General features: G+C 63.6%; 14 protein-coding genes and 1 tRNA gene. 6 read left to right on the top strand and 9 right to left on the bottom strand.

Annotated elements, in window-relative coordinates; all coding sequences use genetic code 11:
- Positions 1-6 precede the first annotated feature (6 nt).
- Positions 7-732 (top strand): tRNA (guanosine(46)-N7)-methyltransferase TrmB, encoded by a 726-nt coding sequence (trmB, locus tag ACSU1L_RS04190; protein ID WP_439254813.1) that lies wholly within the window; start codon positions 7-9, stop codon positions 730-732.
- Complete coding sequence (locus tag ACSU1L_RS04185) at positions 729-1,556, top strand: CPBP family intramembrane glutamic endopeptidase (RefSeq protein ID WP_439254812.1); 828 nt, start codon at positions 729-731, stop codon at positions 1,554-1,556. Before trmB ends, ACSU1L_RS04185 begins: the two co-directional genes overlap by 4 nt.
- A gap of 64 nt (positions 1,557-1,620) precedes the next feature.
- Here ACSU1L_RS04185 and ACSU1L_RS04180 read toward each other — a convergent pair whose 3' ends face one another.
- The gene (locus ACSU1L_RS04180; RefSeq protein ID WP_439254811.1) at positions 1,621-2,247 is read right to left on the bottom strand and encodes a TetR/AcrR family transcriptional regulator; all 627 of its coding nucleotides are present in this window, start codon (positions 2,245-2,247) and stop codon (positions 1,621-1,623) included.
- Positions 2,248-2,290: 43 nt separating this feature from the next.
- On the opposite strand from ACSU1L_RS04180, the gene ACSU1L_RS04175 reads away from it, so the two are divergent.
- Entirely contained in the window at positions 2,291-3,163 is an 873-nt protein-coding gene (locus ACSU1L_RS04175) for an oxygenase MpaB family protein (RefSeq protein WP_439254810.1), read from the top strand.
- The gene (locus ACSU1L_RS04170; RefSeq protein ID WP_439254809.1) at positions 3,160-5,025 is read left to right on the top strand and encodes a glycerophosphoryl diester phosphodiesterase membrane domain-containing protein; all 1,866 of its coding nucleotides are present in this window, start codon (positions 3,160-3,162) and stop codon (positions 5,023-5,025) included. The genes ACSU1L_RS04175 and ACSU1L_RS04170 overlap by 4 nt, the downstream gene beginning before the upstream one ends.
- Here ACSU1L_RS04170 and ACSU1L_RS04165 read toward each other — a convergent pair.
- The 7 genes from ACSU1L_RS04165 to ACSU1L_RS04135 form a co-directional block, all read right to left on the bottom strand.
- Entirely contained in the window at positions 5,015-5,641 is a 627-nt protein-coding gene (locus tag ACSU1L_RS04165) for a GyrI-like domain-containing protein (protein WP_439254808.1), read from the bottom strand. The two genes, ACSU1L_RS04170 and ACSU1L_RS04165, sit on opposite strands and share 11 nt — an antisense overlap.
- Before the next feature lie 10 nt (positions 5,642-5,651).
- A complete protein-coding gene (gene thrC / locus ACSU1L_RS04160) occupies positions 5,652-7,076 on the bottom strand; it encodes a threonine synthase (protein ID WP_439254807.1) in 1,425 nt (474 codons plus the stop codon).
- A 91-nt stretch (positions 7,077-7,167) separates the two neighbouring features.
- Positions 7,168-7,893 carry an amino acid ABC transporter ATP-binding protein gene (locus ACSU1L_RS04155; RefSeq protein WP_438253606.1) on the bottom strand — a complete coding sequence of 242 codons (726 nt, stop codon included), beginning with the start codon at positions 7,891-7,893 and terminating at the stop codon, positions 7,168-7,170.
- Between the two features lie 2 nt (positions 7,894-7,895).
- Positions 7,896-8,561, bottom strand: a complete 666-nt coding sequence (locus ACSU1L_RS04150) for an amino acid ABC transporter permease (protein WP_438253607.1) — start codon at positions 8,559-8,561, stop codon at positions 7,896-7,898.
- 69 nt (positions 8,562-8,630) lie between these two features.
- Positions 8,631-9,482 (bottom strand): transporter substrate-binding domain-containing protein, encoded by an 852-nt coding sequence (locus ACSU1L_RS04145; protein WP_439254806.1) that lies wholly within the window; start codon positions 9,480-9,482, stop codon positions 8,631-8,633.
- A gap of 463 nt (positions 9,483-9,945) precedes the next feature.
- Positions 9,946-10,018: transfer RNA gene (locus ACSU1L_RS04140), tRNA-Arg, on the bottom strand.
- A gap of 16 nt (positions 10,019-10,034) precedes the next feature.
- Complete coding sequence (locus ACSU1L_RS04135) at positions 10,035-10,835, bottom strand: SGNH/GDSL hydrolase family protein (RefSeq protein WP_439254805.1); 801 nt, start codon at positions 10,833-10,835, stop codon at positions 10,035-10,037.
- Between the two features lie 82 nt (positions 10,836-10,917).
- Between ACSU1L_RS04135 and argS the strand changes: the two genes are divergently transcribed.
- Together argS and ACSU1L_RS04125 are read left to right on the top strand one after the other, a co-directional pair.
- Positions 10,918-12,582: an arginine--tRNA ligase gene (gene argS, locus ACSU1L_RS04130; protein WP_439254804.1), complete on the top strand. Its 1,665-nt coding sequence runs from the start codon at positions 10,918-10,920 to the stop codon at positions 12,580-12,582.
- Positions 12,582-13,337, top strand: coding sequence for a DUF2993 domain-containing protein (locus ACSU1L_RS04125; RefSeq protein WP_439254803.1), 756 nt, complete (start codon positions 12,582-12,584; stop codon positions 13,335-13,337). The genes argS and ACSU1L_RS04125 overlap by 1 nt, the downstream gene beginning before the upstream one ends.
- Here ACSU1L_RS04125 and ACSU1L_RS04120 read toward each other — a convergent pair.
- Positions 13,334-14,389 (bottom strand): YihY/virulence factor BrkB family protein, encoded by a 1,056-nt coding sequence (locus ACSU1L_RS04120; RefSeq protein ID WP_439254802.1) that lies wholly within the window; start codon positions 14,387-14,389, stop codon positions 13,334-13,336. The genes ACSU1L_RS04125 and ACSU1L_RS04120 overlap by 4 nt on opposite strands.
- Positions 14,390-14,488: the final 99 nt, after the last annotated feature.

The raw sequence follows: 14,488 nt of genomic DNA, 5'->3' as shown, positions 1-14,488 counted from the left end.
GGAGGTATGTCTGAACCGCGCACTTTCCGTGATGAACCGGTCTCTTTCGTACGGCGGAGCGGACGGATGTCTGAGGCTCAAGACCGCGCGTTCGATGAGCTTGCACCGCAATATCTGATCGAGGTTCCGCGCGGTGATGCATCAACGAGTGTGCATCCGGAAGCACGGATGGACCCCACCGCCGTGTACGGCCGGCAGGCACCGCTGATCGTCGAGATCGGCTCGGGCCAGGGACATGCGATCATCTCGGCCGCGTCGTCTCGGCCCGGTGATGACTTTCTCGCCGTTGAGGTCTTCCGGGCCGGTCTTGCCCGCACGATGCTCGATGCGGACAAGGCCGATGTACGCAATCTGCGCCTGATCGAGGCCAACGCTCCCGAGGTGCTCGCATCGTTCTTACCGGTGGGCGCTGCTGCGGAGGTGTGGATCTTCTTCCCCGACCCGTGGCACAAAAAGCGTCACACCAAAAGGCGCCTGGTTCGGCCCGGGTTCGGAGAGGGCGCGGCTCGTGCTCTTGCCGACGGCGCGCTGCTGCGGCTGGCGACGGACTGGGAAGAGTACGCGCTGCAGATGCGTGCGGTTCTGGACGCCGACCCACTGTTCGAGCGGGCCTTCGAGGGGGAGTGGGCTGAGCGCTTCGAAGGACGCGTCATGACCGCCTTCGAGCGCAAAGGACTAGGCAAGGGACGAGACATCCGCGACCTGGTCTACCGCAGACGGCCTCGTCCGTGAACGGCTCTGTGCGTGTCTCGGCGCCGAGCATTACTGCCGCGACTCTGGTGTGCCTGGCAGCTCCGGCGTTCTTCGTCGCGGAGTGGAGCCTGCTGGGGTGGATCCTGCTCGCCCTGGGCATCGGCGTGAGTTGGCTGAGCGAACGGCGAATGAGCACAGCATCCGGCCCATCGCTGACGCGCGATCTGTCGCTGATCGCCCTGGGCCTGCTCATCGTCAGTGTCATCCCGCTGGCGGCCGAACTCGACAACCTGGCCATGCTGCGCTTCACGCTCGCCCTCGGCGGTGCGGTAGTCGTGCCGTACCTGGTCTCGCGGTTCGTGTACCGCGACCGAGCCATCAGTTTCCCCTGGCGCACCGGCAAACGCTGGGGAAGGCTGCAGTGGGGGTGGCTGATCGCCGTGCTGGTGCTCGGTTGGCTGATCCTGCCGTTCTACTTCATCACCAGCGGCGTCTACCAGAACTGGCCGGTCGTCGACTCGCCTGAGCTGATCGCGCGCCTGTTCGTCGGAGTGGGGGCGGTCGGCATCTGGGATGAGCTGTTCTTCATCTGCACGGTGTTCGCGCTGCTGCGTCGGCACTTTCCCAACGCGCTGGCGAATGTGCTGCAGACGATTGTGTTCGTCTCGTTCCTGTGGGAACTCGGCTACCGCGAGTGGGGGCCGCTGCTGACGATCCCCTTCGCCCTGCTGCAGGGATACATCTTCCTGCGGACGCATTCGCTTGCATACGTCGTGACCGTGCACCTGCTGTTCGATGCTGTGGTGTTCGCGGTGCTGGTGCACGCGCACAATCCGGGGATGCTGCCGATCTTCCTGGTCTGAGCCTGGTGTGCACGCCGCAATGCTCGCGGCAGTGCTGGTGCTTGTGCTGTCGAACGTGCCCGCCTCAGCGCGCGGTCAGACGACGGATATCGGCGATCGCCTTCTCGAAGGCGGGGATCGAGAGCGTCACATCGGTGGGTCCGGAGGCTTCGCTGACGACGGCCATGAAAGCGCCCATGACCATAGAGACGGTCAGTGTCGCCTCACGCGCCGCTGTGTCGTCTGGGATGACGCGCCGCGAGGGCAAGGAGAGCAACCAGTGCTCCGCAACGGCGGTCAACTGGGTGCTGATCGGGCCGAACTGTGCGAACAGCGTGGCTTGCGTGTCCGGCTGCTCGGCGAGCAGTCGCGCACGCCCTGCCGCCACAACAGGGTTCACCTGCGCGTGCGGAAGGGAAGCGAGGACAACCATGAACAAGGCGGTCGTGTTCCTCGCACTGGTGTCCGCCATCAGCAGATCGAGAGCCTGATCGTGCGGAAGTAGATTGAGGGGACGGCCGAAGATGGCCGCCTCGCGAGATGCCGCGTAGTTGAAAAATGTGCTGCGTGAGACGTCGGCTCGTTCGCAGATATCGGGCACGGTGATTGCAGCGTGACCGCGCTCAAGCGCGAGGGAGATGGCAGCTTCTTCGATCGCGTTTTCTGTCTCGCGCTTCTTGCGTTCACGGCGTCCCGGTTCCTGTGCCATCATGAACCAAGTCTAACTTTGGACTGAGTGCAAGAGTAGGAGCTCCATGAGTGTTCAGGATCCCGCGGCCGTCGCAGATGTCGGAACCGCGCATGACGGATATTTCGCTCCCGACAGCATCTCCTGGCGAGTCTTCGCCGACCCAGTATCGAAACTGGGCGGCATGGCAGCGTTGCTGCTGCAGGCGCTCAACCCGCACATGATGCGCGTCTTCTACAACGCGACCGAGTCGCACAGTGATTCGGCGGGCCGTGATGAGCGCACTGGCCGATACTTCGAAACTGTAATCTTCGGCGACCGCGCACACGCGGATGCCGCGTCGGCCTCGGTGCGAAGAATGCACGTGCATGCCACGTGGACGGACGCCGTCACGGGTGAAGTCCTGCGCGCCGACAAGCCGGAGTGGTTGGCCTGGACGCACAACACCTTCGTATACGCGCTGTTGCGCGCATCGCAGGAGTTCGGCGTCGAGATCACCCCTGCCGAAGCTGACCAGTTCATCGTCGAGCAGCACGTGGCCGCGCGCCTGATCGGTATCGAAGACGAAGCGCTGCTGCCCTCGAACGCACAAGAACTGCAGGAGTACATCGACGGCCAGACGCACTGGCTCGCGCTCGGGATCGAGGCTGCGGAAGTGACTCGAAACCTCCGCAAACCAGCGCTCCGCGGCAATCCGCTGAAGGTGTGGACCGGGGTGATCGTGCAGGACGGCGTGTTGCATCTGCTTCCCGATTGGGCACGGTTGCTGTACGGAATCGAGGGGCGCCCGATGAATCTGCGCAAAGCAGCGCGCACCACCAAGCACCTCATGGCCGGGGCACGGAAATCAAAAACGTATAAGCAGCTTGTCGACGAAGCATCCTCTCGCGTGCAGGATCACCCGTACCGCAAAGTGCGCACTCGCGTCGCAGCGCAATGACCGACCACACGGTGCAAGCGGAGGCGAGCGAGAAGACTGTTTCGCAGGGCGCCTATCGGAACCTTCTCGGTGCTGCATGGCAGGTTGTGCGCCGCGGCGGCTGGCGTCTGGCCTCGGTGTATCTGGTCGGCCAGCTGATCGTTGCGGTGATCGCCGCACCAGTGCTGCATTGGCTGTTCGCTGAGGCGTTGCGCGCGGCGGGGCTCAGCGGCGTCGAGATTGCTGCCCTCCCGCGACTTATCGAGGCCCCGTTGTCCGCCGGCCTCATTCTCATCGTGGTCATTGTCGGCTTCCTGGTGCTGTCACTGCAGTTCCTCGTACTCGTCGTCGCGGTGCAACGCGTACAGGCGGGAGAGCGCCTCCTCAGTCGCGATGCGCTGACGCACGTGGCTTCGCTCGCACGGAAGCTCCTGCGGCCTAGCTCACTTGCGCTGTTGCCCTACCTGTTTCTGCTGCTTCCGCTGGGCGGGATCGGCTTCCTCTCCGTGCTCTCGCAGGCGATCACGATTCCGTCCTTCATCTCCGGTGAGCTCGTAAAGACGACCGCGGGCATGATCGGTTACCTCGTTTTTCTCCTCGTGCTCCTCACGCTGAATGTGCGGTTCGCCCTGGCCGTTCCGCTGTTCGCAATGACCGACGCCACGGGCGGGCGCGCCCAGCGCCGCAGCTGGCGACTCATGCGCGGCCACGGCATCACACTCACACTGCTTGTTGCCACGGTACTCATCGCCGGCGCGCTGGCAGGTGCGGTGCTCGTCGCCGTCGGGCTTGCGCCTGTCGCGCTTACAGATGTGTTTGCGCCGTCCGCATCTCCTGCCGTCGCCGCGGTGATGCTTGCCCTCACACAGGCATGCGCATTGACCATCATCGGTATGGGCGGCGTCATGATTGTGTCCATCGTGGTGACGCTAACCCGCATCGTCGTGCCGGATGCCTCTCGAGTGTCAGATGCCGAGGCCGCAGCCGTCGCTGATTCCGAGAAGGAGCAACCTCAGCCGCGAAGAGCACTGATCGCGGTTCTGTGCGCGGCAGCGTTGATCGCCGGATTGAGCGTTGTGAACCTGCCGCTTATGAATGCACTGTCGCGGGCGCCGGATACCCTTGTGATCGCACACCGTGGTTACACCGCCGAGGCAGTGGAGAACACGCTGTCGTCGCTGGAAGCCGCGCGTGAGGTAGGCGCTGACTTCGTGGAGATGGACGTCATGGAGACCGCGGATCGGCAGTTCGTGGTCATGCATGATGCGAACCTCAGCCGGCTCGCAGATCACGACAGTGCGGTCAGCGAGCTCACCCTGGATGAGTTGAGCGCGCTCACTGTTCACGACACACAGGGCAACAGCGACCGCATTCCGTCCCTCGAGGAGTACGTGCTCGTGGCCAAAGACATCGAACAGCCTTTGCTGATCGAGATTAAACTCCACGGCGCCGAGACACCGGATCTGGTGCCGCGGCTGGTGCAAGAGCTTGAGTCACTGGGGGTGCTCGAGGACAACATCTACCACTCGCTCGACGGCCCGACGGTCGAAGAACTCAAGCGGGTGCGGCCGAACCTCACCGTAGGGCTCACGATGGCGCTGGCTGGCATGGGAGTGCCGCAGACCTCAGCGGATTTCCTCGTAATGGAGGAGTGGTCGTTCACCGATGAGATGCGTGATGCCGCGCATGCGGCGGGTCTTGGCGCGATGGCATGGACAGTGAACGATGAGCAGCGCATCCGCGATCTGATGCGCGATGACATCGATGGGGTCATCACCGATGTGGCCGCCGAAGCGCTCGATGCTCGCACGCAGATGCAACAGTCGACAGGGCTCGCAGACGTGTTCTTCGATGCGATCATGCGTTACGTCGTTATCTTCTGAGTCGTCGGACCGGCTGACGCAGCAACGTACGGCGTTTGGCAGGATCGCCTCTGCGCGGGTCGCTGAAGTAGATCTCGTGGTGCTTGCCGGTCAGGCTCAGCCTGTTCAGCGGGATGAACGAATCGTGCATCTCAGCGAGTACCGGTGCCTCATCGTCGAAGGCACCCACGTGCAGCGTCTGAACGCACAGACCCTCGCTGAACGAGCCGAATCGCACCTCATCGAACCGCCTGCCGGGGTTTTTCGCTGTGACTCTGGCGACAGCATCCGCGAAGTGTTCGTGGTCGATCCAATCGGGCTGCATGATCATCATCGTCCAGTCCCATTGCGACTTATCGCGTGAGGACGTGAACGCGGCATGATCGTCCGCCCACCACAGCCCCTCCAACGGCATGACCGTGTAGTCGCGGCCGAGGGTGTTCTTGCTGGTGAACTTCAGCGTATACGCGATCGGAAACAGCGCCTCGACGGCGCTGGCGAACTCAGGGGAGGTGTTCGGGTCGCCGTGACCGTCGATCATCAGGTAACGCAGGGACGGCACCTCGACGATGTCGAAGCGGCCCCTGCGTGCCGAATACGCCCCGATCTGCTTCTTGAAGTCGACCTTGGCGTTCATGCGCGGCAGTTTAGCTCAGCGCGTGCTCGGAGATGAAGGCCCGGAGCTGCTGCTCGTCATCGGGCATCTCGATCACACGCTGCGGTGCATCCAGCAGCGCCTGAGTATCGGCATCCGGCTCGTCCGTGGTGCCCAGAGCCTCAGCGATGAGATCGGCGAACTTCGCCGGCTTCGCCGTTTCGAGGACGAGCATGGGGACGCCATCCTCGACGTGGTCACGCGCGACCTTTGCGCCATCGGCGGTGTGCGGGTCGAGGATGACACTGCTGTTCGCGGAGAAGTCACGGATCGTTGAGAGTCGATCGGCGTGCGTACTGGTGCCGCTGACCAGACCAAACTCGTCCGTGAACCGGCTGAGTTCGCCGGACAGGTCGATCTCGTCGCGTTCTTCGAGTTCGTGCCAGGCCGCCGCGGTGCGCTCCGGGTCGCGACCCAGCAGATCGAAGACGAAACGCTCAAGGTTCGAAGCGCGCGAGACGTCCATCGACGGGCTCGACGTCGCCAGCGTGTTCTCGGCGCTGCGCGGCCGGTAGTGCCCGGTGCGGAAGAACTCGTCGAGCACGTTGTTCTCGTTCGACGCGAGTACGAGCTTGCGGATCGGGATCCCCATGCTCTTCGCATAGTGACCGGAGAGGATATTGCCGAAGTTGCCGGATGGAACTGCGAAGGAGACAGCGAAATCTGCTCGCTCGCTCTCCGAGAGACCGTCAGTGACACGCAGCCACGCCCACACGTAGTAGGCGATCTGCGCCGAGATACGACCGAAGTTGATCGAGTTCACCGCGCCGAGACTGTGGGCGCGCTTGAAATCAAGGTCTGTCGAGAGGCGCTTGACCAGATTCTGACAGTCGTCGAAGACGCCTTCCACAGCGATGTTGTGCACGTTCTCGTCCTGCAGCGAGTACATCTGCGCGCGCTGGAATGCGCTCATCCGGCCCTGCGGGGAAAGCATGAAGATCGACACGCGCTCGCGTCCGCGCAGGGCATGCTCCGCTGCGGATCCGGTATCGCCCGAGGTTGCCCCGAGGATGTTCAGCACGCGGTCGTTCTTCTCGAGCACGTACTCGAGTGCCTCGCCGAGGAACTGCATCGCCATGTCCTTGAACGCGAGAGTCGGGCCCTCGGACAGCCCGACCAGAGTCATGCCCTCGCCGATCTCGGTCAACGGGACGATCTCGTCAACGGCGAACTTACCGCCGCCGTAGGCCGCATCGCACAGCCGGGCGAGGTCTTCTCGGGGGATGTCGGTGGCGAACAACCCGATAACCTCGGTGGCCAGCTGCGGATAGGTCAGCAGGCGCAGCCGTTCGAGGTCGTCACCGGTGAGCTGCGGAAGGCGCTCGGGGACGGCGAGGCCGCCGTTGGGGGCGAGACCCTCGAGCAGGACATCGCAGAACTGTCCGAGTGAGCCGCCGCGTGTGGAGATGAACTGCAAGTCTCAAACCTCGATTGTGCTGGGGGACGGAGTCGCTTCCATCGTAGAGCGTGGAGCAGAGGTCGTTACGATCAGGCAGCAGCCGAATGGCTCACAGCACCTTGTCGAGGAACTCCTTCGTGCGCGCCTCGCGGGGAGAGTCGAAGATGGCGCTGGGGATTCCCTCCTCCACGACCACTCCGCCGTCCATGAAGACGACGCGATCGCCCACCTCTCGAGCGAAGCCCATCTCGTGCGTGACAACGACCATTGTCATGCCCTCATCCGCCAGGGTCTTCATCACAGCGAGCACATCTCCGACGAGTTCCGGATCGAGCGCCGAGGTCGGCTCGTCGAACAGCAGGATCTTCGGTTCCATCGCAAGCGCGCGAGCGATGGCGACACGCTGCTGCTGTCCGCCGGATAGCTGTGCAGGGTAGGCGTTCTCCTTCTCCGAGAGTCCGACCTTCGTCAGCAGCGCACGACCGCGCTCGAGCGCCGCCTGCTTGTCGAGACCGCGAACCTTCATGGGCGCGAGCATGATGTTCTCGATCACGGACTTGTGCGGGAACAGGTTGAACTGTTGGAAGACCATGCCGATCTCGGTGCGAACGCCGTCGATATTGATCTTCTTGTCTGTGACGTCATTGCCATCAACGATGACGGTGCCGCTGGTGATCTCCTCCAGACGATTGAGGCAGCGAAGCAGCGTGCTCTTGCCGGAACCGGACGGGCCGATGACGCAGACGACCTCGGACTCATCGACTGTGCAATTGATGCCAGAGAGCACTTCGTTGTCACCGAATGACTTATGGAGATCTTTGATTTCAATGATCATGATCAGCGGTCCAATCGTTTTTCAACAATGCTGAGCACCTTCGACAGCGTGAGTGTGATGACGAGATAGAAAGCGGCGACCGTGGTGTAGATCTCGACCGCGTTGAAGTGGCTGGCCGCGATCATACGGCCCTGGAAGATGAGTTCGGGTACGAGTATCACTGAGAGCAATGACGTGTCTTTGATGCTGATGATGAACTGGTTACCCAGCGGCGGGATCATTCGTCGGAAGGCCTGTGGCCAGATCACGTGGAGCATGGTCACGTGCTTGCCCATGCCGAGCGAGCGGCCAGCCTCCATCTGTCCCTTGTCGACTGACTGGACAGCACCTCGAACGATCTCGGCGATATACGCACCGGAGTTCAAAGCGATCACGATGATGCCGGCGACGAGGGAGGGGAAGGTGTAATTGATGATGAGCGGGAGCGCGAAGTAGATCCAGATGGCCTGGACCAGCACAGGGGTGCCGCGGATCAGCTCGACGTAGACGGTGGCCAGCCAGTAGAGCGGTTTGATCTGGCTGATGCGTCCCAGGCCGACGAATGCGCCGATGACGAAGCCGATGCCGATGCCGATCACCGAGACCAGCAACGTGTAATAAAGACCGACCCCGAGCGCCGGGAGGAATTCGATCACTCCGGCCCAGTTGAAGTTTGCGAGTGCGTGCATGTCGAGTGTGCCTCTCATGGAAGAGGCGGGTGCATGATTGCACCCGCCTCAACGAATAGTGCGTGGATACTACTTGGCGTCCACGCCCATGGCGGCAAGATCCTCGAGCCAGGTGGGCTCCTCGCCGAACCACTCCTGGTAGATCTCGGCGTAGCGTCCGTCGTCGATGATGTTGGCGAGCGCCTGGTTCATGGCCTCGACGAGTGCCTCGTTCTCCTTCGACACGGCGATGCCGTACTCCTGAGCTTCGTACAGGTCACCGACGGCCTTCAGCTTTCCTTCGCCGGTGGTCTTGATGTAGTACTCGACGTTGGGAGCGTCATACAGCAGGGCATCTGCGGTGCCGCCCTCGACTGCGAGGTACATCTGGTCGAGCTGCTCGAACGGAAGAGCCTTCGCGTCGGGCACGTTCTCAGCCAGGTAATCCAGCGGTGCTGAACCCAGTCGAGACGCGACGGTCTTGCCCTCGAGGTCTTCCATGCTGGTGATGTCGGTGTTGTCGACGGGGACGCCGATACGGGTACCGGACTTGTAGTACGGGCTGGTGAAGTCCACAGCGCCCTTGCGTTCTTCGGTGATCGTAATACCGGCGATGGCGATGTCGAATGCGCCGGTCTGTAGGCCGGGGATGATGCCGTCGAAGTTCGTGACTTCGAGGTTCACGTCGAAGCCGACCTCATCGGCGATCGCGTTGACGATGTCCATGTCGAACCCGACGTGCTCACCATCCTGGTCGAACTCGAACGGAACGAAGGAGCTGTCCGTGGCGACCGTATAGGTGTCCTTGAGGTCGCTGCCGCCTGCGCCTTCGCCGTCGCTTTCGGGGGCGTCACCACCTGCGCAGCCGACCATTGCTACCGAGAGCGTGATGGCTGCCAACGTGCCGATTCCGGCGGTGAATGAACGCTTTGTAAACTGCATTGTTTGCCCTTCCGAAGCTGAGCCCCCGAGTAGGGGATCCCGATCCACGCTATGGAGCGGTCAAGAGGCGTGTCAACACGTCCGGGTGGATATGGGCCGATTCCGTTGTGAATCCCGCCGTGCTGCGCTTCGGCGCTCGCAGCCCGGTCGGACCTGGGCCGCGCCCATCGCGCGGAACGTGTCCACGGGATGATTTCCGAGGATCGATACCGCCGCTCGCGCGCGCACGGGCGCGAGGAAAAGACCTGGCTGCAGGTGATAAAGAAGGTGGTCGCGTCCTCGATCTCGCACCCGGGTTCATCGAGCGGATGCGGTCGGGCACAAATCGTCCGTATCGGTCGCGTGGGGACGCCCCAGCACGGACGGAGTCGTCGTCACCTAACGGCTAACATCACGTTCTGGTACCAAGTGCTGCGGACAGCACAGAAGGGCCGTCCAATGGACGGCCCTTCTGCAGAATGTGTGCCCCCGACAGGAGTTGAACCTGCGACCTACGGTACCGGAAACCGGCGCTCTATCCACTGAGCTACGGAGGCGTACCGATCGAGAATATCACCGACTGGGTGCGGACTCTGCAACGCCGGCCTCAGTTGTGGGCGCGGCAGCCAGATCTGTCAGCGCGGCGGCGACCTTTTCCGCGAGATAGCGGTGCCCTGCGGTGGACGGATGCCGGTTGCCGAGGTCGATATCGATGACATCGCGGTAATTGAAGAATGTGATCCATTCCGCGTGGATGGGGGAGACATACCACCAGCCGCGCGCGCTCGCGAGGGCGGCCAGATCCTGCTCGATTCGCACGGTGCCGTCTTCAGCAGGAAGGATGTGCGGTGCGGGCCCCAGCACGACGATCGCGGCACCCGGATACTTCGCAGCCAACGCGTCCCACGCCGCGTTCACCGCATCGCGGTAACCGGCAGCGCCCTGCGCACGGTCGTTTATAGAACCCTGAATGATCACCAGGTCGGGATCGAGCGCAGGATCCAGCCCCGCGATACGCTCCCCGAATGCCGGCCCGTCGACCCCAGGTTTGAGATAGCCGCTGCCGCGCACACCGTCGACGGTGGTGGTGCCGCCGATGAGGTCGGCCAGTACGTACGCGTAACCGAGGCTCGGATCGCTGGCGGCCGAGCCGTATGTCCACGAGTCGCCGAAGACGAGAACATGCGGATGCTCCGGCAGAGCCAAAGGCTCCGGAACGATTGCAGCCGGCCTGTCGGCGGCGAGCACCGGCGTCGCCGTGGGAGCTGCGATCCAGGGGCGCCAGACGCCTAAGGACACCGCGCACAGTGCCACGACGAGCACGGCGATCAGCGTCGTTGCTCGTGCGCTTCGGCGCGTCTGTGCCCTGGCCATGGCATGAGGGTAGGCGATCGGATGCTGATCGCCAATTCAGCGCGGAAAAATGCGTCTGCGTGCGCCGTAGACTTGACAGGCTATGAACCCTGACACTCTTGCCGAAGCCATTCTCGCTGTCGTCACACCGATCGCGGCAGCCCTGCGCCCCGACGAGACGCTCGACCTCGACGTCTCCGACATCGTCCTGGAGCGTCCGCGCAACCGCGATCACGGCGACTGGGCCTCAAACCTGGCGATGCGTCTGGCGAAGAAACTCGGTACGAACCCGCGTGAGCTCGCACAGCAGATCGCCGATGAGGTCGCCCGCGTCGATGGCGTTGCCAGCGCCGAGGTCGCCGGCCCCGGCTTCATCAACTTCCGCCTCGATGCGGCCGCGGCTGGCGTGCTTGCGAAGACCATCGTCGAGGCCGGAAGCGACTACGGCACCAACACCTCGCAGCAGGGTGTGAGCGTGAACGTCGAGTTCGTCTCTGCGAACCCGACCGGCCCACTGCACATCGCGCACACGCGCTGGGCGGCTCTGGGCGACTCGATCGTGCGGTTGCTGCTGGCCAGTGGCGCCAATGCCGTCCGCGAGTACTACATCAACGATGCCGGTGCGCAGATGCAGCGGTTCGCGGCATCCGTCGTGGCTGCAGCCAACGGGCAGCCGACCCCCGAGGGCGGCTACCCGGGGGAGTACATCGCGTCGCTGTCGGCGCGGGTGCTGGAGGCGCGCCCTGATCTGCTTGAGCTGCCGGAGGCAGAACAGCTGAAGGTGGCCGAAGATCTCGCCTACGAGTATCAGCTCGCCGAGATCAAGAGCTCGCTCGACCGCTTCAATGTGCCTTTCGATGTGTGGTTCTCGGAGCGCTCGCTGCACGAGAAGGACGCGTCCGGGTCCAGCCTCATCGATCAGGCAGTGGATCGCCTCCGTGAGCAGGGGCACGTCTTCGACGAGGACGGCGCCGTCTGGGTGCGCACCACTGATTTCGGCGACGACAAGGATCGGGTCATCCGCCGCTCCAACGGCGAGTACACCTACTTCGCCGCCGACGCCGCCTACTACCTGAACAAGGGTGACCGCGGATTCGAGAACAAGATCTATCTGCTCGGCGCCGATCACCACGGGTACGTGCATCGGCTGAAGGCCATCGCAGGCGCCGCCGGTCAGGACCCGGAGAAGAACGTCGAGGTGCTGATCGGGCAGATGGTGTCGATCAATGGCGCCCGCCTGTCCAAGCGTGCCGGGAACATCATCGAGATGGACGACCTGCTGGACTGGCTCGGCACCGATGCGCTGCGCTATTCGCTGGAGCGCTCACCCGCAGACTCGCCGCTGGACCTTGACCCGGAGCTGCTACAGAAGCGCACCAACGACAACCCGGTGTTCTACGTGCAGTACGCGCACGCGCGCACTCACAATGTGGGCCGCAACGCCGCAGACTCGGGCGTTGACCGCTCGGAGTTCGCTCCGCAGACGCTGACGCACGAGACGGAGTCCGCTCTGCTCGGCGCCCTTCAGGAGTTCCCGCGCATCGTCGCGTTCTCCGCTGAGGTGCGCGAACCGCACCGGGTTGCGCGCTATCTCGAAGAGCTCGCGGGTCTTTACCACCGCTGGTACGACAACTGCCGCGTCACGCCTCTCGGTGACAGCCCGATCGAGAGCGTGCACCGCACCCGTCTGTGGTTGAACGACGCCACCGGTCAGGTTCTGCGCAATGGCCTCGGTCTGCTCGGCGTTTCCGCTCCGGAACGCATGTGATGTCTGACGACGTTGTGCGGCGCGGGCGATGGCCCTGGGTGCTGCTCATCGTCGTCGCAATACTCGCGGTGCTCATCGTCGTCGCGGAGTTCGTCGCGCGCAGCATCCTGCCCGGCATTGTGCGCGGCATCGTGATCGAGCAGCTCGAGCTGCCCGCCGATCAGGAGCTCGACGTGGATGCCTCCGGCATACTGCTGCCGCAGCTGATCAGCGGGCGCCTCGATGAGCTGCACCTGCAAACGGACGCTGTGACCATCGGCGGTGTCACGGGAGCCGCTGCTGTCACGGCCGTCGGAGTTCCGCTTCACGGCGGAGACCTCGACGGGGCCGCTGGCACCGTGCGCATCGACCAGGACGAGTTCGTCGCTTTGGCGGCAGCATCCGACCTGCCGATCGATGAGATCGCATTCGCTGCACCGAATGTCACAGCAACGAGCAGTTTCACGGTGATCGGTGTGCCGGTTCCGGTTGCCCTGACCGTTGAGCCGGGGGCGGATGCCGGAGAACTTCTGCTCACACCCGTCGAGCTGCGAGTCGCCGGGGTCACTCTGAACGCCGCCGAGATCGCCGAGCGATTCGGAGACGCGGCGGCGGGGCTGACACAGCCGCACCGGATCTGCATCGCGGATCAGCTTCCTGCTGGCATCACCGTCACCGGTCTCACGATCCAACACTCCACAGCTGTCATCGACGTCGACGTGGATGGTGCGATCATCACCGACGCGGCACTGCAGCACAACGGGGTGTGCAGCTAAGAACCCCGCTGCTCCTCAGCTGCGGCCTCTTCCGCAGCGCGCAACGCTCTGGTCGTCATAATCACATCGTGTTGAGCGAGCTGTACGCGTCGCTGTGCGAAGGTGCGCGCTGCCGCCCGCGCTGACACGCGGTCGTGTTCTTCTTCGGCGCCGGTGACGATGTAGGCGCACGCGACCAGAATCACCTGGGTGCTGAGGTTGAGCCAGATCAGCAGCGCCAACAGTGAGGCGAAAGAGGCCAGCAGCGGATTCGACGTTGCACCTCCCACGAACAGGCTGGAGAGCTCCTGCAGCACTAGCAGTCCCAAGCCGCCCAGCATCGCACCGGACCAGACCGCACGCGTCGACGCGCGCTGACCGGACAGTAAACGAAAGACGCCGTAGATGAGCAGCGCATCCAGTGCGAACACGACTAGGAGGGAGACGATGCGGATGCCCCACACCGCCCCGGTGGCATCCGATGGCACGCCGAGCAGATCCGTCACGAATCCGATCCCGATGCGTGCGAGGAAGGTGACGGCGGCCGCCGCGACGAACGAAACCGCGATACCGACAGCCAATGCGAGGTTGCGCACGATGACCCACACCCAGAACGTGTCATCCATCACGGAGCCGGCAATCGTGCGAACGGCGATGCGCAGGGAGCCGATCGCACCGAGCGCTGCACCGATCAGTGCGATCAGCGAGATGATGCCGGCGATCGAGAGACCGGTGGGAGCCTCGATCGTTGCGGGATCCTCAACGACGCCGCCTTCGCCGATGAGTCCGGGGATGGCCGAACTGATGGCGTCGGTGATCGCCTTCCACGCGGCAGTGTTGCCCTCCAGCCACAATGACGCGATGGAGAAACCCAGCAGCAGTCCCGCGAAGACGCTGAACAGCGCCCGGTACGTGACACTGTCGGCAAGAGCGGGGCCGCGCCTGTCGGAGTACAGCAACGCCGCCCGCACGAGCTTGCGGGCCAGCGCCCAGGCGATGGCGGACCTCACGAACGCTGCCACGCCGCCAGCCTTGTCGCTGTGCTCGGATTCCGTTGTGTGCGTGTTGGGCATGCCTTCACCGTAATGAATGATCGTGTGTGTCGAGGAGGGACTTGCGGATGCATGTCGGCGCGCGCCGTTGCTCTAGAATCGGGGCAACCTCGATTGGCG

The organism is Microbacterium sp. A94 (genome assembly GCF_051842855.1).
GTDB lineage: Bacteria > Actinomycetota > Actinomycetes > Actinomycetales > Microbacteriaceae > Microbacterium.
This window is presented reverse-complemented; position numbering and strand designations above follow the sequence as displayed.